Here is a 21,353-nt window from a genome sequence, read left to right as displayed (position 1 = left end):
ATCTCTTTATTTGGAAAGCGGGTAAAAACGCAAGCATTCATCCGGGAAGAAAATATAACCCTTCACGTCGTTGTTGAACGCTACGAGACGGTTGTACTCGTACATGTACACATAAGGCATGTCCGCATTGATCAAGCCCTGAATCTCATCATACATGGCATTGCGCTTCGTCATGTCCGTCTCGACGGCTGCCAGATCCAACAGCTCATTGACCTTCGCATTATCGTAATGAACGTAGTTGGACGAGCTCTCGCTATCTACCAGGAATCCGAGATGATATTCCGGATCGTTGACGAAAGAGGTCCATTTCGACATGAAGGATTGCACGTTGCCGGTGCGAAGCTGCTCCAGGAACTGCGCGCGCGCCAGCTTGTTGATGTTCATCGTAACGCCGATCTTTTTCAGCTCCGCTTGAATGACCGTAGCGGCATCTTCCCAGTCTTTGAACCCGGAGCCGAGCGTGAAGTCGAAGGAGAAGCCATTCTCGTAGCCCGCTTCCTTCAGCAGCTCCTTCGCTTTGTCCAGATTGTATTCATACTCGTAGCCATTATCGGAAAAGCCCGGCGTATTGCTTGCCACAATGCTCTTCATTTGCTTGGCTTGTCCGTACATGACATCCTTCAAGAGCGCATCCTGCGGAATCGCGTAGGCGATCGCCTGGCGCACCTTCGGATTGTCGAACGGCTTCATGTTATTGTTCAGACCCATGTACAAAATGCGGTTGCTCGCATCAGAGCGTACAGTGAGCCCGTTGTTCTGCTTCAACGTATCGACATCCTTCGGCGGAATCTCCATGGCCAGGTCGATATCGCCCTTGTTCAGCATCATCGTGCGGGACGAAGCTTCCTTCATGAACTTCATGACGACTTTGTCCAGCTTGGCGCGCTCCTGCCAGTAATCGTCGTTCGCCACGAATACCGCCTCAGAGGAAGGATCCCATTTCTCCAGCTTGAATGGCCCGGATCCTGCCGTCTTCGTCTTCAGAAATTCATTCGCATCCCCTTCGATCGCTTTCGGGTCGATGACGGAGAAGGAATACATCGCCAAAATTTGCAAGAACATATGGTTCGGGCGCTCCAGCTTCACTTCCACCGTATGGTCGTCCACCTTGCGGTACGACTCGATGGAGGCTTGCTGATACAGGAATCCGCCCGAGTTCGAGTTTTTGATATGATCGAGCGAGAACACGACCGCATCCGCATCGAGCGGATTGCCGCTATGGAACTTCACGTCCTGGCGCAGCTTGAACGTATACGTCTTCTGGTCATCGGATACGTCCCACGACTCAGCTAGCATCGGCTTGATTTCTTCGGTGGCGGCGATATCCGCGCCATCTACGTTTTTGACGCCATACGTGACGAGCTGATCATACGTGGACAGCACCAGCGTATCCGACGTCAGATCGTTCGCTTCCGCCGGATCGAGCGTCTGCCCGCCTTCGGAATAGGCTACGGTCAGCGTTTTGCTGCCGGTCGCGTTCGTTTGTTCGCCAGAGCCGGTGGCGCTGTCTCCCCCGGACTGGTTCGCCTTCGGCGCGCAGCCCGCAACCAGAGCCAAGATGAGTGTCAATACAAGGGCCATCGTCAAGTTGCTTCGTTTCATCATTGTTTCCTCCCCCTGAATATTCGACTGAAAAATTTCGCTTATTTCCGGCTTGTGCGCAGCCGCGGATCAAGTACGTCGCGCAGTCCGTCGCCAAGCAGATTGAAGCCAAGAATCGTTGTTGCGATGGCAAGCCCCGGGAACGTGACCAGCCACCATTCGCCGGTAATAATGTACTCGCGGCCTTCGGATATCATGGCCCCCCACTCCGCCAGCGGCGGACGCACGCCGAGACCGAGGAAGCTCAAGCTCGCCGCCGTCAAGATGGCGAAGCCCATCCCGAGCGTAATGCGAACGAGCAGCGGCGCCAGCGCATTCGGGAAAATATGCCGGACAAGAATGGTGCCGTCCTTGACGCCAATGGAGCGGCTCGCCTCCACGAATTCGCGTTCCTTCAAATAGATGGTCTGGCTGTACATGAGACGGGCGAACTCCGGAATGCCGACGACGCCAACGGCCATCATCGCGCTGATGAGGCCAGGGCCCATGGCGGCCGCGATCGCCATCGCCAGAATGAGCGAAGGGAACGCCAGAAAAATATCCATGACGCGCATAATCACATTCCCGATCCAGCCGCCGTAATAAGCGGCGATGCCGCCGAGCGGAACGCCGATGAAGAAGGAAATTCCGACGGCGATAAGCCCGGTCCAGATCGATATGCGTGCAGCGTACACCACACGGCTGAAAATATCCCGGCCGAATTGGTCGGTCCCGAACCAATGCTCCCCGCTCGGACCTTGCAGCTTCGCATCCAACTGCGTGGCATCCGGCGCATAGGGCGCGACCAGCGGCGCGGCGATGGCCAGGAGCGTCCACAGCACGATCAGGAAGAGGCCGAGCGCAGCAAGCTTGTTGCGAAGGAACAGCTTGCTCCACTGCCGCAGCCCATACCAGAACTCCTGCAGCATGGACGTGTCGCTCGCCGCCGCGATTGCAGCGGACGATGAGGTTGATGCTTTCATCACGGTTGCACCTCCTAAGATGTCATGACATGAGAGATGGATTATTCATAGCGAATGCGTGGATCGATCAAGCCATATATGAGATCGACCAGCAAATTGATGCCGCTGTATACGACGGCGCTTAGCAGCGTGAACGCCTGAATTGGGGCATAATCCGTCGCGAGAATCGACTCCGTGACATAGCTTCCGACGCCGGGCCAGGCGAAGATCGTTTCCGTAATGACCGCGCCCCCGAGCAGGTAACCAATCTGGAGGCCGACCATTGTAATCGTCGGGATCGAAGCATTGGCCAGAGCATGCTTGTACACGACGGAACGTTCGTTGAGCCCTTTGGCGCGGGCCGTCCGGATATAATCCTGGCCGATGACCTCCAGCATGCTGGAACGCATCATGCGGGCGATGATGGCCATCGTGCCGGCGCTAAGGCAAATGGCCGGAAGGATAAGATGCGATAAGGATTGCTTGAAGGCCACCCAATCAGCCGTAAGCAAGCTGTCCACAAGAAATAATCCGGTAATATGCGTGGGCGGGAGGATATCTCCGCCGATTCGGCCCATAGGAGCAGGCGCAATGCCAAGCTTGGAATAGAAGAACAGGATGAGCAGCAGTCCCAGCCAGAAAACCGGCATGCAGGCGCCGATAAGTGAAAAAACGCGGGAGATGTGATCCACGATCGATTCTTTTTTCGTGGCGGCCACGATGCCAACCGGAATGGCCACCAATAACGCAATCAACAGACTGGCGAAGCCAAGCTCAATCGTGGCCGGCAGACGGACGGCGAAATCCTCTACCACCGTATGTCCCGTGTGCCAAGCGATCCCCAGATCCCCTTGCGCCAGCTGTTTGATATAAGCGCCGAACTGAACGTACAGCGGCTCGTTCAGCCCGAGCTGAGCGCGAATGTTCTCCACCACATGCTGCGGCGCTTGCTCTCCGGCAATCATCAGAGCAGGGTCGCCCGGCAGCACTCTGGACAGAATGAACGTGATGAGCACGATGCCGAGCAAGCTTGGAATGAGGTATAACAGACGTCGAGTAATGAATTGTAGCAAAGCAACCCCTCCCCCTTTAAAGCGGTATCTCATTATCTAAATAAAGTGCAGCTGTGTAAAAATATGAACCCTGGTTACCACATATGCGATATAATATTGCAGCTTTGACGTATTAAAGGGACTTGGTCTAGCAAAATGCGCAAGTACGACTCGCATCTCTCGTCGTCTATCCGGTATCTTGGTCCGGCAATCGTAATGGAGCCAAGAATGCGGCGATGACTGTCCAGCATCGGAACGGATATACCGACGACATCTTCCGTATATTCACCGACAGAAATGCACCAGCCCTCCTCCTTGATTTGCGCCAATTGGGCCCGCAAGCGGAGCGAGTCCGTTATCGTTCGAGAAGTGACGGCCGTCAAGCCTTCCTGAATAATCTCCTCCTGAAGCTCCTCAGATACGTAAGCCATCATGACCTTCTGCGAAGCTCCGGCATACAGCGGCGAACGGTCGCCGACCGGAATCAGATATTGAATATCCTTCGAGCTGAGAACGATGGATACGCAGACGCCCTCCTTCCCTTCCAGCATATTCAGGTACACCGATTCCCCAGTCGAATTCGCAATTTCCTTCAAAATCGGCTGAAAATATTGCTGAATGTTGAGCTGATCGGTGACGACCTTGCCGTACTCCAGCAGCTTCAAGCCAAGATGGTATTTCTGCGTCTCTCTGTTCTGAATGAGAAAGCCGTGCTGCTCGAACGTCGTTACGATGCGATGCACGACCGAGTGGTGCATTCCCAGCTTCTTCGCTAAATCACGTACCCCCCATATCGGATGATCCGATGTAAAGCAATCAAGCAATTCAAGCGATTTGGCCAGCGTCTTGAGCGACACTTCCTCACCTCTTCCCCTTTTTTATTCAGCAAGGCCTCTGTACCGATAATAGATACACTGTTTCTATAAATAATTTTTCATCATTATAAACGATGCCAACGAAAGATCAACAACTATTTTTTCTTGTTTTTGACATGCGGACACTGCGGTTAATGCGTCCTTTCGTAGTGGACATATGTATATTATGGAAGCACATAGCTTACATTTGATGTAAAGCCTGTGAGGATGCCCGAGCCCCTGGTTCAGGGTGCAGGCCGGGAGGTTGCCTCTTTTCCCTTAGGGTCGCTATCCCGTCGAATCAGCATCTCGCCCGGTACATGCTTCGCTTTCTTCCTTAACGCCACCCTATCCCGTTGATTCAGAAGCCAGTCGGGGCATATCCTCGGCTGCCTTATAAGCAATCTCCCATCGGCTCAAGGGCACGCCGGCGGGGATGGTGCCTCTTTTCCCTTAGGGGCGCTATCCCATCGAATCAGCATCTCGCCCGGTACATGCTTCGGTTTCTTCTTAGCGTCACTATCCCGTTGATTCAGAAGCCAGTCGGGGCATATCCTCGGCTGTCTTATAAGCAATCTCCCTTCGGCTCAGGGGCACGCCGGCGGGGATGGTGCCTCTTTTCCCTTAGGGTCGCTATCCCATCGAATCAGCATCTCGCCCGGTACATGCTTCGGTTTCTTCTTAGCGTCACTATCCCGTTGATTCAGAAGCCAGTCGGGGCATATCCTCGGCTGTCTTATAAGCAATCTCCCTTCGGCTCAGGGGCACGCCGGCGGGGATGGTGCCTCTTTTCCCTTAGGGTCGCTATCCCATCGAATCAGCAACTCGCCCGGTACATGCTTCGCTTTCTTCCTTAACGCCACCCTATCCCGTTGATTCAGAAGCCAGTCGGGGCATATCCTCGGCTGCCTTATAAGCAATCTCCCATCGGCTCAAGGGCACGCCGGCGGGGATGGTGCCTCTTTTCCCTTAGGGGCGCTATCCCATCGAATCAGCATCTCGCCCGGTACATGCTTCGGTTTCTTCTTAGCGTCACTATCCCATTGATTCAGAAGCCAGTCGGGGCATATCCTCGGCTGCCTTATAAGCAATCTCCCATCGGCTCAGGGGCGCGTTTAGGGGACAAGTCGTTGGCATCACATGGTTGCTATTCCGTCTGCTAGATTCAACTATTTGGTCCATCTGCTTGCTCGCCTGATTGCTTCAGCGGCTCGCTCCGCCTCCTGACGCTTGCCGTGCCGACGTGTGCTTTCTCTCTCTGAGCCAAGGGGAGAGTGGATCAAAGACCTGACAGATACACTGCTGTCTGGATTCGACAGGCCACTTTGCCATTGGTCACGACGTGCGCCAATTCCAACTTCCACCATTTTCTCCGCTGCTGCATTTTCCCTCCCGCAATCTGCTGAACAACCACATTCTGGTGAACCGTCAAATTCTGTTGATGAGCCATATTTTACTGAATAGCGGTCTTCTATTGAACAGCCACCTCCTGCTGGAAAGCCCCATTCTATTGAACAGCCACCTTCTGTTGAGCAACCACATTCTGGTGAACAGACGCAATATGCAAGCTTCCGAAATAGATGCGAACTCTTATGTGTTCAAGCCTAGCTGTTTAATCATTTCGGCAGAGCCTGTCTGCCAACAAAAAAATCCCTGGCCGGCATCCGATCGGAGACGCTTGCCAAGGATTTGAGTTAGACTTATTTCTGTATAGCCGCTACGGCTGCTTCGTGGAACTGCCGGCGGAGCGCCGCGATCGAGTTGCCCCGGCCGAAATGAACGCGGTTCGTCAGCAGAATTAAGATCAGATCCTGGGCCGGATCGATCCAGAGACTTGTTCCGGTGAAGCCCGTATGGCCGAAACGGAATGGAGACAGCCCCTCCCTGCCAACATCGGCCGGGTCGCCGCGAAGCACCCATCCCAACCCCCGGTGCGCTCCCGGAATGTCAAGGGTATGGCTTCGCAGCGCTTCGTTGACGGCCTCACGCGACAAGAGCAAGGCCTCCGGGCCGTCCCCGGGCCGGGAGTGGCTCAAGGAGGCGTCGGCCGCGCCGGCCGTATAACTTGCGCTGCCTGCCAAGGCCAGCCACATGCGGGCATACCGCAGCAGATCCGATGCGGTCGAGAACAGCCCCGCATTGCCTGCCGCGCCGCCAAGCGCATACGCGTTCTCATCGTGCACGAAGCCCCAGCGGTACTCGCCCAGCGCCGCATCGTATTCCGTCGCCGCGATGCGCGGCTTCCATTCCGGCGGCGGGTTGTACCGGCTCGCCGTCATCCCAAGCGGCTGCAGTACCTCGCTCCAGGCCGCTTCCTCCAACGGACGCCCGAACTGCTGCCGGATAATGTGCCCGAGGATAATATATCCTAGGCAGCTATAGACGCAGCGCGTCCCTGGCGGATAGTCCGGTTCCATCGCGCAGATCGCCTCGTGGATCTGCTGCGGCGTCCATCCGTGCGAATACAGATCGCGATGCGCGGGCAAGCCCGAGGTATGGGCCAGCAACTGCCCGATCGTAACCTCTGCCTTCCCCGCGGCGCCAAATGCGGGGATATGCTGTGCCACCGGATCGGTAAGCCGCACTTGGCCGCGATCCAGCAAGATGAGCATGAGTGCCAGCGTAATGACGACCTTCGTTAATGACGCGCAGTCATAGATCGTATCCACGCTGGCCGGAATGGAGCGCTCTTCGCTTAGGAACGCATGCCCGGCGGCATAAGCCGCCGCATGGCCGCGGCGCCCAATGAGAGCCACGCCTCCGGGGATAATTCCCTGCTCAGCCGCCTTATCAAGCAGCGACCAGGCGGCCTGTAATCCTTCCTCGCTCAGGCCAAGCTGCCCGGCTGCCGACAGATCCCATTTTTTCATGGAAAAACCGCCTTCTTGTCGTATTGGATTCAAGCCCTTCTGAATGACATTCATGCTCCACGGAAAGTTCAGGGAAGGGCAAGCTTGCCCATAACGGTTGGACGCGACGCTCCGGTCACGGAAGGAAGCTGATTCGCGATCCCGTGCACAAATTCATTCGCCAACACGGCGAAGGCAATCGCCTCCTTCGCGTCGGCAGGCAAGCCAACCTCATCCGAGCGCTGTACCCGCTGTTCGGGCAGCTCTGCCGCGAGCCATCGCATCATCGTCTCGTTGCGGGCCCCGCCTCCGCTGACGATCACTTCATGGATGTCATGCTCCGGGAATATAAAGTCACGGTATGCACCGGCGATGGTCTGAACCGTCAGCATCGTGAAGGTAGCCACGATATCGGCAGCCGGCAAGCCGCGTTCCATACCGGCCTCTATCAAAGTCGTGGCATAAGCCTCGCCGAACATTTCTCTGCCTGTCGTCTTCCGCGGCTTCTGGGCATAGTAAGGATGCTCCAGCAGCTCAGACAGCCACGCTTCGCTCACCTGGCCTTGTGCGGCCCAGCTGCCATTGCGGTCATAGGCCAGCGCCCCTTCCGACAGCCGGCACACAGCCTGGTCAATCAGCATATTGCCCGGACCGGTGTCGAAGGCAGCCACTTGATCCGCATCGGCCCCGGCTGGCACGATCGAGCAATTCCCGATGCCGCCGATATTTTGGGCAATGCGGCCCATGCGCTCATGGCGGTGAAAGATATAATCCGCATACGGTGTAAGCGGTGCCCCCTGGCCTCCGACGGCCATATCGGCGGGGCGATAATCTCCGACCACGGGCCGCCCTGTCAGCTTCGCGATAACGGACAAATCCCCGATCTGAAGCGTGGACGGAACACTGTAGCGATCTTCGATGTCCGCTTCCGGCTGGTGCCAGACCGTCTGCCCATGGGAGCTGATCAGATCGATGTCTTCCATCGGGAGCCCGGCCGCTGCTGCCGCTTCCCGGGCGGCCGCCGCGAACCGCTGGCCAAGATAGGCATTCATCATGCAGAGGTCGGCAGCATGGGAATGCTCTTTTCCACATAATCGCTTCATCCTGTCGCGCAGTTCAGCATCATATTCGATACAATGAAATTCCAGCAGCTCGACCTCCGTTCCGGTCCCGCTTCCTTGCACCCGGACAACGGCGGCATCGATTCCGTCCAGCGACGTGCCTGACATCAGGCCAATGATGGTCCGATAAGGGCGGTTCGGCATTACAATCCGCATCGTTGTCTCCCCCTCCCCATTCGAAAATCAAAGCAGCACGATGCAATCGACACTCATAGTAACCATATCAAGTAAAAGTGGAGTTTAGCACATTCGTTTTGCAGGGGCATACGATTGTTGCGGGGTTATATAAAAAGTGGATAAATGAAGAATGGCCAAGTTAGCTTTATTATACGTAATTGAAATATTTTTTTAAATATGTTCTAATAAATATAATATTTTATTTCAAACAGATTGTTGTTCACGGCATCGGTCGAGGCAGAGCGTCATGGCGAATCGAGTTCGGCTGCAAGCAGAAGAAAAGCCCTCTGCAGCGGTTCTGCAAAGGGTTTCCTATCGCATAGGGTTCGAGGAACCTCAAGATGAACATAATGAACGGCAGGTTACGCGCCGCGGCATATGGGGCAAGCATGCTTGTAACGCTTGGAGAGCTGATCGTCTTGAAGCTCGTGAACAAGTCCTTTTTTGACGAAATACTTCAGACTGCAGTAGACGGTAGAGAGGGAAATCCGCTGCCCGCCCGACTTCAAAGCCAGAAATACGTCCATCGCGGTCATAGGGGATGCCGCTTGACGGATACAAGCATAGACAGCCTCTCTTTGCTGCGTCATATGCGTTTTTTTGTCCTTGCCCTGCCGAACAACCGAAGCTTCCACATTGTTATGATTCACGTGCCCCATTCCCTTCCTCAAAGAATTTTGAAAGACTGTCCAAACTTCTATTTCATCGCGCTATGAACGCGGTACTTGCTGCAAATATTCGCTAATATCCACGCTGAGTCCGGCCGCAAGCTTCATTCCATACTCCGCATCGGCCCGGAAGAAGTTGCATAACGCCCGCATTTGAACTTCGGGGCGTACCTGCTTCAGATCGTTCACCAGGTTTTGCACGAGCCGATCTTGTTCTTCTGGCGACATCTCACGGTATTTCTCTCCGGCCTGGCCGAAATTATTCGTCTTGTCTATCGAGCGGCGCATCGTCGTTCCTTCTACAACCGTGTCGCTCTCGGCATAAGTCTCGCCCGCTTCAGCATATGCCCCGGCATGGCTGTTCGGCTCGTAATTCACCGGAGACGTGTCCTGCTTCATGGTCATAAAGCCATCCCGTTGATGATTTCTTACCCGCGCGAACGGGCAATTCACCGGGATCTGCAAGTAATTCGGACCGAGACGGTGCCGCTGCGTATCCGGATAAGAAAATAGACGGCCTTGGAGCAATTTGTCCTCGGACGGTTCAATCCCGGGCACAAGCGCGCTAGGGGAGAACGCAGCCTGCTCGACCTGGGCAAAATAATTATCCGGGTTCTGATTCAGCGTCATCCGGCCTGCCTTCATCATCGGGATAATCGCTTCGGGCCATACCTTCGTCGGATCGAGCGGGTCGAAGTCGAAATCGTCCAACCGCGACGGCTCGAGCATTTGAACGCACAGCTCCCATTCCGGGTAGCGGCCCTCTTCAATCGCCTGATGCAGATCTCGCGTCGCATGGCTGAAATCTTTGGCTTGAATCCGCTCCGCTTCCTCCACGCTCAAGCCGCGCACGCCCTGCAGCGACTTCCATGTGTATTTGACGTACACGACATCGCCTTTCTCATTGACCCATTTGAACGCGTGGACGCTGAAGCCGTCCATCTCGCGGTAGCTGGCGGGAATGCCGAGATCCGAGAAGAGCCAGGTCATCATATTCGTCGATTCCGGAGACAGTGACATGAAGTCCCAGTAATGATCCGGCGTCTGCACGTTCGTATGCGGGGCCGGCTTCAGCGAGTGGACCATGTCCGGGAATTTGATGGCGTCGCGGATGAAAAAAATCGGAAGATGATTGCCAACCAGATCGTAGTTGCCTTCCGTCGTATAAAATTTGACGGCGAATCCGCGCGGATCCCGCACGGTCTCCGGGGAGGTCCCGCCATGAATCACGGTCGAGAACCGGACAAACACGGGAGTCTCTGCCTCGGGGTCTTGCAGAAAGGCCGCCCGCGTGTACTTCGCCATGCTCCGGTACGGCTTGAACACGCCGAACGCCCCTGCTCCGCGCGCATGCACGACCCGTTCCGGAATGCGTTCCCGATCGAAGTGAGCGAGCTTCTCGATAAGATGGTAATCTTCCAGCAGCACGGGACCGCGCGTTCCGGCGGTTTTCGATTGCTGATTATTGGCAACGGGCGCACCCTGATTGGTAGTCATAAAATTAGATTCCTTCATCAAATCCCCTCCGTCAGTCCTGTAAACTTTAACCACTATTAGATGATAATAATTATCATTTTCATTAACTAATGTAACACATCCAACGGAGCCATTCAATAATAATTCTAAATTAATATCTATTATATTCTGGAAATGAATAAAAGAACACCCTTTTGACGATGAAAGTTCATTCCAAAGTCAAAAGGGTGTCATTTATCCCAAGCCCGGCGGCATTCCGGTGGACAACATTCCGGCTATGATAAATATAGCCGCTCCGCAAGCCGCCTCCAGACTGACTCCGCGCAGAAAGACCCGGACCCGCTCCGGGTCGCCTTCCTGCTTCACGAAGGCAGGCAGCCACAGGAAGCGGTGGAAGGCGGCAATCACGAGCACGCCTGCATAGAGCGCGCTCTTGACGAGGAGCGTCTGTCCATACGCAGACGTGTACAGCCCCTCCCAACTGCCGACATGCATGACGGCCAGCACCAAGCCGGTCAGCACCGTGATGACCGTCAATGGCAGGGCGGCGGCAGAGAAGCGCGACCATAGGCCGCCGGCTTCCGTGAAGGCGTCCGCATCGGGCTTCCGGCGCAAGCTCCGGGTGACGAGCAGCAGCCCGGCCAGTCCGCCGAACCAGATGCCTGCCGTCGCGAAATGCAGCGCATGCGAGACGACAGCGGCCGCCGCCTGCAGCGGGGAACCCGAGACGGCATGGCCGGTCAGCGGGAAGGTCAGCGCCAGGCCGAGCAGCAGCAGGCACCGCAGGACGGCCATCGGCCAATGAGGCGCCCGCTGCCCCGCCAGCAGCGTCCCCCATAATCCGGCGGCCAGCACGATGCGCAATCCGTCCGCCAGGCCGACGCGCGTCGATACGGCCAGTGTCCATGCCGTGGAGACCATCGAACTGGCGCCGGAGCCGGCGGGCGTAAGCTGCGCGGCAAGCAGCAGCATATGCGCCGCATAGGTCAGCGCATAGAGGAATGCGGCCGCAAGCGCGACAGCCTGTGCCGCCTTATGCGTCCGTGCAGCCATGTCCGCCAGCCGCGGTCCTCCCCTTCCTACCGCATAATGATGGTACAGGAGGGCAAATAAGGCGGCTGTCGTCAGTACATTGACAATCCGGATGACGGTATTCCACCGATCGGTCATGCCTGTACTGTGCGCCGTATGGCCGGATGCATGATCATGATGAAGATGGGCGTGATCGGCCTCAGGCGCAGCCCCATCCGCTGAACGGACGTCCTGACCGCCGGGTGCAGAGGCTTCTTCTCCGTCCGCCGCGCTTCCCTGATCACGTTCCGCTCCGGGTGGATCGGACGACTTCAGGGAAGCGGCATTCCCTTCCCGGCTTCCGCTCTCTTGGCCGTCCAATGGTTCAGCTTCCTCTGTTGGAGCCTGGACGGACGGAGCTTGCTCCCCCTTAGCCGGGTCCGCACCGCCAGGCTCCTCGGCCGGCGATGCGGCGGCTTCCCCGGGAGCACCGCTTCCGGAGCCGGACGAAGCGGGCGCAGTTGGCTGCGCCTTCGGCTCCTTCGCCTGATCGGCAGCCGCCTGAGGCGTGCCCGGCTTGCTTGCGCCGGATGCTCCCGCGTCCGCTTCGCCGCCGGCCGGCTTCTCTGCGGGAGGCTTCGGCTGCTCCGCCTGGCCTGCCGAAGGCTTCGGCCCGCTCCGGTCCGGTGGCGTCGCCCCCTCTGCCGGAGTGCCGGGCTTGACGGAAGCGGGCTTCCCGTCCTCACCCGGAGAGCCGTTGTCCGGCTTGGGATGCGGTTCTTCGTCGTCATCCAGCGACTTGGTCGGCGCAGGCCCGCTTTTGTCAAGCGTCGTCCCGACCGCGAACCGGTACGAGCCCTCGGTGACATGCGTGTCCACCGACAGCACCTGCCACTTCACCTTATAGATGCCGTTCTTGAGCTCGGGAAGAGCCTTGACCAGCGTGTCGTCGCCTTCCCCGCTCACGGCGCCGCCGATCTCGCGCCCATCCTCGTCCCACAGCGTCATCGAGCTCAGCTTCGCATCGATGCCCTCGGTGAACGTGATGCGTATCTCCGACGGCGCCGTGTCCAGCTGCGCATCGGCCAGCGGCTTGGATGACGCCAGGTTCGCATGGGCGGATGCGGTCAGCGGATGAAGCAGAAGGGAGAGCAGCAAGGCGGCTATACCCAGCAAATAGACGGGTTGTCTCGAATTTCCCAGCAATTGTCCCATCAACGTTCCTCCTGACTTTTTTGACGTGCTTCTATTCCTGAACAGCAGACAGGCCGCCAGCTCATGCAGCGGCCCGCCCAGAGGAAGCAGGTTATTTAGTCAGGTACAAATAGATGGCGGCGCGGTTCGCTCCAACCGCCGGCAAATATTCCAGCACGGCCCCCGCCTCGGAAGCGGCGTCCCGCAGCGCTACCGGCGATGCGGCGGTCTTACTGCCAAGGGCCTTGTTCACCCAGGACGCATCCGCCATCAGCGTTCCGTTCGCGAAGGAGAACGAGGCATCCGGTTGAGCCTTGCCGTTCAGGAACACCTGCGGCTTCGCTTCAGCCGGGGTGCCCGACAGCTCGTAGGTGCCGTTCTGGACCACGAAGGTCATCGTCGCTTCATAGCTGACGGTATCATACTCGCCCTCGCGCTTCTCATTGGTAGCCGGCTTGGCGCGCAGCAAATAATAATCGGCGCCGCCCAGCTTGAACTTGGCGATGCCCTTCGCATCCGTCTTCACGGTTACTGCCTCCGAATTGCTGCGGCGGATAAGCGATACTTCGGTGTCGGCCAACGGATTGCCTTTCAGCAGCAATTGGACTTCTGCGGAGGTATTGGCCTGCGCCGCTGCCGGATTGAACAACGGCACCAGCTCGGCGCGGTCCGGGCTCACTTGACGCTGGAAGCCGTTCAGCATCGAGGCCCGCTTCATCGTCGGGATATCCATGACGGCGACGAACGATTTGGCGCTGCGCAACGTGCGGCTCGCCGTATCGGCTCCCTTGAAAATGCTGTCTCCCTCGACCGAGACAATATAGGCTCCAGGCTGGGAAGAAGAGAAGGAAGAGACAAAATAGTTGTTGAGCGCCGGCTCCGTCTCTGTCGCCGCTTCGCCCGTATAGAAACGCGTATCGGTAATGTCAATCTTTTTGCCTGCCGGGTTCACGACATATACTTTCGAGGAATCGGTGCTCCACTGGCCGGCGATGCGGTAGCTGCGGTGCTCATTGGAATGATTGCCGAGCATCATGTCAACATAGGCGACCTCGCCTGCGCCAATCACGGGACTGTTCGTCTGCGACCATCCGTCATGCGCGAACGCCGGAATGGCGAGCGTTACAGACAGCAGAGTGCCCAGCAGTACGCTGGCGGCTTTTTTCATTTTCATACATATCCCAACCTTTCCGTTACGAAAATGTGATTTAGATCACGTTCCCACAGTGTAACCGAGTTGCTTACGGCTGACATGACTCCATCTAGCTATAAAATGTAGCAATCGCGTGAACATTTCTCGCCCGGTGGAAGCAGGGGCTTGTCCTGGCCATCCGGCTACTGCGGCCAAAACTGCAATTCTGCAGCTTTTTTCTGGACGCCCGATCGGCAAAGAGGAATTCCTGCAGAGGCGCAGCAATTTCCTCCATTTTGGCTGGGTTGGAAGGGATTTGGGGCGAAAAGCTGAAGCTGTGCAGTATTTTCAGCCGAATCTTCCCTCTAGAGGGGAAAATGCTGCACCCATGCAGGAATCGAGCCCTAGAAAATATAAAATGTAGCAATCGCGTGAACATTTCTCGCCCGGCGGAAGCAGGGGCTTGTCCCGCCATCCAGCTACTGCGCCCAATACTGCAATTCTGCAGCTTTTTTGTTGACGCCCGATCGGGAAAAAGGAATTGCTGCAGAGGCGCAGCAATTTCCTCCGTTTTGGCTGGGTTGGAAGGGATTCGGGGCGAAAAGCTGCAGCTGTGCAGTAATTTCAGCCGAATCTTCCCTCTAGAGGGGAAAATGCTGCACCCATGCAGGAATCGAGCCCTAGAAAATATAAAATGTAGCAATCGCGTGAACATTTCTCGCCCGGCGGAAGCAGGGGCTTGTCCCGCCATCCAGCTACTGCGCCCAATACTGCAATTCTGCAGCTTTTTTGTTGACGCCCGATCGGGAAAAAGGAATTGCTGCAGAGGCGCAGCAATTTCCTCCGTTTTGGCTGGGTTGGAAGGGATTCGGGGCGAAAAGCTGCAGCTGTGCAGCAATGTCAGCCGAATCTTCCCTCTGGAGGGGAAAATGCTGCACCCATGCAGGAATCGAGCCGCCCGCCCGGGATATAAAAAAAACCGCATGGATGCCGTCCATGCGGGTTCGCAACGATTTCAAGTATGGGACATAGCGGAGAATGGGCAGAGCGAAGAATCCGGCGCGCTACATCGACGCCTGCAGCTCCGTGGCGCCGGTGCGGGAGTGGCGCACCAGGTCGGCGTAGCTGCCGCCCTGCTTCATCAGCGCCTCATGATCTCCCTCCTCGATAACCCGGCCGCCGCTCATGACGATGATGCGGTGGGCATGTTGAATCGTGGAGAGACGATGGGCGATAACGATCGTCGTTCTGCCCTTCGAGACGACATTCAAGGCCTGCTGGATGAGGCGCTCGGTATGCGAGTCCAGATGGGCCGTCGCCTCGTCGAGAATAAGGATGCGCGGCTCGAACACGAGAATCCGGGCGAAGGAGATCAGCTGGCGTTCGCCGGCGGACAACCCGCTGCCTCGCTCCGAGAGGCGCGTGTCATAGCCGTGCTTGAGCCGCTTGATCATGCTATCCGCGCCGACCGCCTTGCAGGCCCAGATGACCCTGTCGCGCGGCACCTCCTCCTGGAACAGGCGGACATTGTCCACAATCGTGCCGGAATAGAGATACGGGTCCTGCTGGACCAGGCCGACGATCCGATGCAGCGTCTCCTGCTTCATCCGGCGAATATCGACGCCATCGATCTCGACGCTGCCCTGGCGGACATCGTAGAACCGCGCCAGCAGGCTGACGAGCGAGCTTTTGCCCGCGCCGGTCGTGCCGACAATCCCGATGAATTCCCCGGGAGCGATATGCAGATCGAGATCATGCAGCACATCGCGATCGTCGACATAGGCGAAGCGGATATGGTTGAAGTCCACCTGGCCGAGAACCTCCTGCGGCTCCACCGCAACCGTATGCCCGGGTTCCGGGTCGGTCACCTGCGGCTCGACGCGGAAAATGCGCCATAGACGGTCCATCGACACCGTCGTCGACTGCAGTGTGTTCCATTGCTGGGTAATCTGGTTGATGGGCTGGAAAAATTGGCGAATATAATTGATAAAGGCGTATAACACCCCGAATTCCAGCGATTGGTCCAGCACAGCCATGCCGCCCAGCCAGACGACGAAGGCAACGGACAGGTTGCCGAGCATATCGAACGAGCGGTTGAACAAAATGCTCGTGCGCACTTCCCGCAAATTTTCACGCAAATAGCTGCGGTTGCGGCTGGTGAACTGGTCGGTCTGCTCTTTTTCCTGATGGAATGCTTGAATCAAGCTCATCCCCGCCAAGTTCTCCGCCAGAAAAGCGATAAGCCGCGACAGCTCCCCCCGCACCCGCTGGTACGCCGAGCGCAGCAGCGAACGGAAGGCGGCCGCGATAGCGAAGATGACCGGGAACAGCAGCAGGCAGTACAGCGCCAGCTGCGCATCCAGGGAGAACATGAAGGCGACCACCAGCAGGAGTGACAAGCCGTCGCGCACCAGGCTCAAGAGCACTTGCGTGAAAAATTGGTTAATGGTCTCCGTATCGCTGGAGACGTTCGTCACGAGACTGCCGATCGGGTGGCGGTCGAAGAAAGACATCGACTGCTTCGAGATATGGCGGAACAGATCTTTGCGAAGCTGGCCGACGATGCCTTGCCCTACCTTTTGCAGCAGATTCGCCTGGACGTAGGAGAAGATCAGGCTGACCGCCGCCAGCAGGAAGTAGCAGCCGCCGAGCAGCAGCAGTGTATCTGTCCCGTGCGCGCCCGTCAGCATATTCTCATCGATCGCCACCTTAACCAGATACGGCTGCAGCAGATCCGCGCCGATGGCGAAGAAGGTGCAGACGAACACCGCGAGGAAGGTCAGCCGGTACGGCTTGGCGTAGGCCAGCATCGCCGCGAAGGAGCGCATGCGATCCTCGCGCGAGATGTCCTGCGCGGCATTCGGCTTCTCGCTTGCTGATTCACGCATCGAGCATCCCCTCCTCCTGAATCGCATAGAGCGAAGCATAGTATCCGCCCTGGCGGAGCAGCTCCGCATGCGTGCCGCGCTCCACAATCCGTCCCTCATCGAGGACGACGATCTCGTCCGCATGGCGAACCGCGCTGATGCGGTGAGCGATGATGAGCGTCGTCAAGCCTTTGCGGGCGCGGCGCAGATTCGCCAAGATAGTGGACTCGGTGACGACGTCCACGGCGCTGACGCTGTCGTCCAGGATAAGGATCGGCGCGTTCTTGATGAGCCCGCGGGCCAGACTGGTGCGCTGGCGCTGCCCGCCGGACAAGGTAAGTCCCCGCTCGCCCAGCTTCGTGCCGAATTTGTCGGGGAAATCTTCGATATTGCGGTAAATGTCCGCCAGCTTCGACGCTTCATGAACCGGCCCGTCATCAATCTCGCGGTTATAAAAAGCGATATTGTCGCGAATCGTCGTACTGAATAAAAATCCGTCCTGCGGCACGTAGGCAATCTGCGTGCGCAGACTCTCCAGCGTCAGATGCCGGACATCGTCGCCGCCGATAAAGACGCTTCCCTCCGGCGGATCGTATACTCGCAGCAGCAGCTTGACGAGCGTCGTCTTGCCGCTTCCCGTCTTGCCGACGATGCCAAGCGTCTTGCCCGGAGCGACGCGAATGCTGATATCCTCCAGCGAGGAGGTATCGCTATCCGGATAAGCGAAGGACAGATGGCGAAGCTCCAGCTCCGCTTCCCCCGGACGCAGCGCTACCGCCTCTTCCGTCTCTTGGATGTCCGGCTCCTCTTCCAATAGACGGTTCAGACGGTCCAGCGACGCGCGGGAACGGAGCATCGTATTGATCACGTTGCCAATCTGCTGCAGCGGCGTCATGATCATGCGCAGGTAAAGCGTCAATGTAACGAAGTTCCCGAGCGACAACTGCCCGCGGATGGACATCATCCCTCCGTATGTGATCGCTAACGCCAGCGACAGCGCGCCGGCGAACGGGATGAGCGCCTGGAACAGCGACGTCATCCGCACGAGGCGAAGCTGGTTGTCGCGAATATGGTCGACCGTTCCGTCGAAGCGGGATTGGGCGATATGCTCCACCGCGAATGTTTTCGTTACTTTGATGCCGCCGAATTGTTCTTCCGCGGATTCCGTCATCCCGGCAAGCGCATCCTGCACGGCGCGGGAGCGCATGCGAATGCGGGGGCCGAAGTAGATGACGAACAGCGGAATGGAGAGCAGCGGCAGGACGCAGATGAAGACCAGATGCACCGGAATATGGCTCAACATCATCATCACGAGGACGGACACGAGCAGAATCGTGGCATTCGTCATCTGGTTGACGCCGTTGGCGATCGATTCCCGGACAGCCCGCACATCATTCATGAAGTAGCTGAGCAGCTTGCCGACCCCGTTTTTGGAATAATAATGCTCGCTCAACCGGGTGAATTGCCCGAACAGCCGCTGCCGCGTGTTGAACTCGAACAGCCGGCCGAGACGGTGATTCATGTACTGTCCCAAGCCGAACAGCACGCCATACCCGATGCCAATCGCCGCGAGCCAGAGGCTGTAGTGAATGACCGCGGCCCGCGTCAGCCCGTTCTGCTGCAATTCGTCCGTGAACTGGCCGAGCAGAGCGGGATAGAATGCATTGATAACGTTGGCGGCCGCCATGAACAGCACCGCCGTCACATAAAAGAACCAGTGAGCCCGAACATGACCGAATAACAATGACTTTCCTTTCATCTTCTCTCTCACATCCCGTACCGTTATCGAGTCCGGCGCCGTCAGAGATCGTGATCGGATCCGCAGTCCTTGAAGGCGGGTGGAACGGATCCATCCATGTCTCTCATCGGCATGCTCGCCTCCTTTCAGGACCAATATGTCAACATATAGATAATAAAACAATTGGAATAACGGTTCAATCTATTTGTTTACGAATTGTTCACTTGATTTTTGTCCCAACACCCCCTTGTGCCTATCTACACTATCTACGGCTTGCTGAAAGCCCGCCCTCCAAATGCGCCAGCGGCCGTGCCCTCATGAAGAGAACACGGCCGCTGCCGATGATACGCATATCCTGTTGCATTACACGGTGAATTTGGTCAAGGCTTCCCGCAGATTGCCCGACAAGCGATTGAGCTCTTCGGACGAGAGGGCCAATTCTTCCATAATCGCATTCTGTTCCTCGGTCGCGGCCGCGATCGACTGCACATTGGCCGACGACTCCTCGGAAATTTGGATAATTCCCTGGACCCGCTCCCAAATTTCCTTGGCGTTCAGATTGACCTCCTGCACGATCGCATCGACCATTTCCACATTGCCGGACACTTCCCGGATCGTCTTGACGATCGCTTCGAACACTTGCCCGGTCTGGTTCACGCTCTCCATTCCCGACTCGACCAGCTGCGTGCTCTTGCTCATCGACTCGACGGCCTGGAGCGTATCAGCCTGGACGAGCGAAATGATCTCCTGGATCTCCAGCGCAGCCTGATTCGATTGATCGGCCAGCTTGCGGACTTCATTGGCGACAACCGCGAAGCCAAGACCGTGCTCTCCGGCTCGGGCCGCTTCAATCGCCGCGTTCAGGGCGAGCAGGTTCGTCTGTCCCGCAATCTCGGTAATAATCTGGATAATCTCGCCGACCTTGCCGGAACGATGCTCCAATTCGGTGATGACGACGGAGCTGGAGCCGACGTTTTCAGCCAACTCGTTCATTTGGCTCACCGTGTCCTTGACCATGACGCTGCCGCTCGATACCAGCTCGCTGGCGCTCGTGAAATCGCTCGTCATCGACTTGACGACCTGCTCGACTTCGCCGATAGCCATCGTAATGTCTTCCATTGTGCCGCCGATATTGCGGAGCATGCGCGCTTCCTCGTCCACGCCCTGCGAGATATCTTGCAAGGAGAGAGTCACTTGCTCGGAGGCTTTGCTCGTCTCCTGCGCGCTGTGGACGAAGTCTCCCGAGGTGACGGTAACCTTGTCGCTTGTCGTGACGACCTGTTCGATGAGATTCCGCAAATTCGAGGTCATGTTGTCTACCCCGCGGGCGACCATTCCCCATATATCCTGCCGGTTCACATCCATAGAGAGGCGCTGCGTCAAATCGCCGCCTCCGATCCGGTCCAGCGTCTCGGCCACTTCATGGATCGGCTTCACCATGAACTGTTTTACAAGCAGCCATACCGTTCCGCAAATCACCAGGATAGAAGCGATCGCGACCGCAAGCAGCGTCAGCTGATAGTATCCGATCCCCTCGCTGAAATCCAGCAGACTGGACACGACGATGACGCGATACTTCCCGGCTTGTCGGGAGACGCCATACTCCAGTTGATTATCCAGGAACATGCCTGCCTTTGGCGACTCCAGCAGCGGCTTCAACTCCGGATAATCGGCCAGCTTCGTCTTGTCTGCGGCGCCTGCGACCGCCGCAATCTCCCCGCCCTCGACAATGAGCGCGTAGCTGTGTTTATTGAGCGCGATGCTCTCCAGCAACTCTGCCGGAGTCATGTTGCCGCCGCGTTCAATCAAATTGCCGACATGGGCGGCGTCTTGCTCCGTATCTTTAACCATCAGGTCCGTTATCGTTTCTTTCAAAAAATTGATATTGACCATGCTTGTGGCTGCAATGATAAGCAAAGTCAACAGCGTCATGGGAACGAGGATTCGCGCCAACAGCGACTTATGCCACCAGTTGCCCATGAATTTCAGCCGTTTGGTCACGGATGTAATTTGAGCGTTCATTGTCTTCTCACCTTCGGGTTGTATTCGTTGAACACAAGTCATTCCATTCTTTATTCGTTACGGGCATCTATGTGGAAAAAGACTCCCCGCATCGCGGGCAAGTCTTTTTCGCAGTCAGTCCGCATTCTTATTTAAAGCTGTCGAGATATTTGTCCGCTTCTTCGTAGCTCTGGAAGACGCCGTTGTCGCCGCCGAGCTCCTTGATCAACCGGGACAGCTGCAGCTTCGTGAGCGCCGAGCTGACGATCATGGCCGAGCCGAGAATGTTCTTCTTGGCCATATATTCGCGCAGGCCCGCCAAATATTCATTTACGTCGGCCGGAGCCGGCTGAGCGTCCGCCATATCGATGCAGAACGTGTAGCCTTCCTTCGCCTTGTCAACATGTTGGCGAGTTGTATTGTCATACTCCTTCGCCTCGTCCATGCCCATCATGCCTTCGAGCTTGATATAAATCCGGTTTTTCGCTGCGTCGTATTTTACGTTAAACATAGTTGTAAGTCCTCCTAAAATGTAGTCGTAGTTGGTCGTAAAAATCATGCCATTCCAGGATGCGCCTTGCATTCCTGATGTCAATCTCTATGTTGTTCTGTCTTATCCCCTCCCAGACGTGGTCTACCCCTGACTCTGCGGCGCGAACCGGTTCGCGGG

Annotated in this window: 15 protein-coding genes; all 15 read right to left on the bottom strand. The window is 56.9% G+C overall.

Annotated elements, in window-relative coordinates; all coding sequences use genetic code 11:
• Positions 1 to 6 precede the first annotated feature (6 nt).
• A complete protein-coding gene (locus NNL35_RS08550) occupies positions 7 to 1,602 on the bottom strand; it encodes an ABC transporter substrate-binding protein (protein ID WP_006677164.1) in 1,596 nt (531 codons plus the stop codon).
• 41 nt (positions 1,603 to 1,643) lie between these two features.
• The gene (locus NNL35_RS08545; RefSeq protein WP_006677165.1) at positions 1,644 to 2,564 is read right to left on the bottom strand and encodes an ABC transporter permease; all 921 of its coding nucleotides are present in this window, start codon (positions 2,562 to 2,564) and stop codon (positions 1,644 to 1,646) included.
• 41 nt (positions 2,565 to 2,605) lie between these two features.
• Entirely contained in the window at positions 2,606 to 3,616 is a 1,011-nt protein-coding gene (locus NNL35_RS08540) for an ABC transporter permease (protein ID WP_006677166.1), read from the bottom strand.
• 74 nt (positions 3,617 to 3,690) lie between these two features.
• Positions 3,691 to 4,452, bottom strand: a complete 762-nt coding sequence (locus tag NNL35_RS08535; RefSeq protein ID WP_006677167.1) for an IclR family transcriptional regulator — start codon at positions 4,450 to 4,452, stop codon at positions 3,691 to 3,693.
• Between the two features lie 1,276 nt (positions 4,453 to 5,728).
• Positions 5,729 to 5,899, bottom strand: coding sequence for a hypothetical protein (locus NNL35_RS08530; RefSeq protein ID WP_254553310.1), 171 nt, complete (start codon positions 5,897 to 5,899; stop codon positions 5,729 to 5,731).
• 250 nt (positions 5,900 to 6,149) lie between these two features.
• Positions 6,150 to 7,319 carry a serine hydrolase domain-containing protein gene (locus tag NNL35_RS08525; protein ID WP_254553309.1) on the bottom strand — a complete coding sequence of 390 codons (1,170 nt, stop codon included), beginning with the start codon at positions 7,317 to 7,319 and terminating at the stop codon, positions 6,150 to 6,152.
• A gap of 68 nt (positions 7,320 to 7,387) precedes the next feature.
• On the bottom strand, positions 7,388 to 8,575 hold the full coding sequence (locus NNL35_RS08520; RefSeq protein WP_006679510.1) for an anhydro-N-acetylmuramic acid kinase: 1,188 nt from the start codon (positions 8,573 to 8,575) through the stop codon (positions 7,388 to 7,390).
• 383 nt (positions 8,576 to 8,958) lie between these two features.
• Positions 8,959 to 9,255 (bottom strand): Fur family transcriptional regulator, encoded by a 297-nt coding sequence (locus NNL35_RS08515; RefSeq protein WP_006679509.1) that lies wholly within the window; start codon positions 9,253 to 9,255, stop codon positions 8,959 to 8,961.
• A gap of 51 nt (positions 9,256 to 9,306) precedes the next feature.
• Complete coding sequence (locus tag NNL35_RS08510; RefSeq protein ID WP_006679508.1) at positions 9,307 to 10,779, bottom strand: catalase; 1,473 nt, start codon at positions 10,777 to 10,779, stop codon at positions 9,307 to 9,309.
• A 195-nt stretch (positions 10,780 to 10,974) separates the two neighbouring features.
• Positions 10,975 to 12,966, bottom strand: a complete 1,992-nt coding sequence (locus NNL35_RS08505; protein ID WP_254553308.1) for a copper resistance protein CopC — start codon at positions 12,964 to 12,966, stop codon at positions 10,975 to 10,977.
• 91 nt (positions 12,967 to 13,057) lie between these two features.
• Positions 13,058 to 14,119, bottom strand: a complete 1,062-nt coding sequence (locus NNL35_RS08500) for a DUF4198 domain-containing protein (RefSeq protein WP_006679506.1) — start codon at positions 14,117 to 14,119, stop codon at positions 13,058 to 13,060.
• A gap of 1,022 nt (positions 14,120 to 15,141) precedes the next feature.
• A complete protein-coding gene (locus tag NNL35_RS08495) occupies positions 15,142 to 16,965 on the bottom strand; it encodes an ABC transporter ATP-binding protein (protein ID WP_006677207.1) in 1,824 nt (607 codons plus the stop codon).
• Positions 16,958 to 18,703, bottom strand: coding sequence for an ABC transporter ATP-binding protein (locus NNL35_RS08490; protein WP_006677206.1), 1,746 nt, complete (start codon positions 18,701 to 18,703; stop codon positions 16,958 to 16,960). Before NNL35_RS08490 ends, NNL35_RS08495 begins: the two co-directional genes overlap by 8 nt.
• Before the next feature lie 342 nt (positions 18,704 to 19,045).
• Positions 19,046 to 20,704 carry a methyl-accepting chemotaxis protein gene (locus tag NNL35_RS08485; protein WP_006677205.1) on the bottom strand — a complete coding sequence of 553 codons (1,659 nt, stop codon included), beginning with the start codon at positions 20,702 to 20,704 and terminating at the stop codon, positions 19,046 to 19,048.
• 127 nt (positions 20,705 to 20,831) lie between these two features.
• Positions 20,832 to 21,194 (bottom strand): hypothetical protein, encoded by a 363-nt coding sequence (locus tag NNL35_RS08480; protein ID WP_006677204.1) that lies wholly within the window; start codon positions 21,192 to 21,194, stop codon positions 20,832 to 20,834.
• Between the last annotated feature and the right edge of the window lie 159 nt (positions 21,195 to 21,353).

It is taken from the genome of Paenibacillus dendritiformis (assembly GCF_945605565.1).
Classification (GTDB): Bacteria; Bacillota; Bacilli; order Paenibacillales; family Paenibacillaceae; genus Paenibacillus_B; species Paenibacillus_B dendritiformis_A.
This window is presented reverse-complemented; position numbering and strand designations above follow the sequence as displayed.

What these genes read in the sequence shown, in the direction of transcription:
- NNL35_RS08550 (WP_006677164.1), bottom strand. Translation starts at nt 1,602, where the DNA reads ATGAAACGAAGCAACTTGACGATGGCCCTTGTATTGACACTCATCTTG.
- NNL35_RS08545 (WP_006677165.1), bottom strand. Translation starts at nt 2,564, where the DNA reads ATGAAAGCATCAACCTCATCGTCCGCTGCAATCGCGGCGGCGAGCGAC.
- NNL35_RS08530 (WP_254553310.1), bottom strand. Translation starts at nt 5,899, where the DNA reads ATGGCTCATCAACAGAATTTGACGGTTCACCAGAATGTGGTTGTTCAG.
- NNL35_RS08525 (WP_254553309.1), bottom strand. Translation starts at nt 7,319, where the DNA reads ATGAAAAAATGGGATCTGTCGGCAGCCGGGCAGCTTGGCCTGAGCGAG.
- NNL35_RS08520 (WP_006679510.1), bottom strand. Translation starts at nt 8,575, where the DNA reads ATGCGGATTGTAATGCCGAACCGCCCTTATCGGACCATCATTGGCCTG.
- NNL35_RS08515 (WP_006679509.1), bottom strand. Translation starts at nt 9,255, where the DNA reads ATGGGGCACGTGAATCATAACAATGTGGAAGCTTCGGTTGTTCGGCAG.
- NNL35_RS08510 (WP_006679508.1), bottom strand. Translation starts at nt 10,779, where the DNA reads ATGAAGGAATCTAATTTTATGACTACCAATCAGGGTGCGCCCGTTGCC.
- NNL35_RS08505 (WP_254553308.1), bottom strand. Translation starts at nt 12,966, where the DNA reads ATGGGACAATTGCTGGGAAATTCGAGACAACCCGTCTATTTGCTGGGT.
- NNL35_RS08500 (WP_006679506.1), bottom strand. Translation starts at nt 14,119, where the DNA reads ATGAAAATGAAAAAAGCCGCCAGCGTACTGCTGGGCACTCTGCTGTCT.
- NNL35_RS08495 (WP_006677207.1), bottom strand. Translation starts at nt 16,965, where the DNA reads ATGCGTGAATCAGCAAGCGAGAAGCCGAATGCCGCGCAGGACATCTCG.
- NNL35_RS08490 (WP_006677206.1), bottom strand. Translation starts at nt 18,703, where the DNA reads ATGAAAGGAAAGTCATTGTTATTCGGTCATGTTCGGGCTCACTGGTTC.
- NNL35_RS08485 (WP_006677205.1), bottom strand. Translation starts at nt 20,704, where the DNA reads ATGAACGCTCAAATTACATCCGTGACCAAACGGCTGAAATTCATGGGC.
- NNL35_RS08480 (WP_006677204.1), bottom strand. Translation starts at nt 21,194, where the DNA reads ATGTTTAACGTAAAATACGACGCAGCGAAAAACCGGATTTATATCAAG.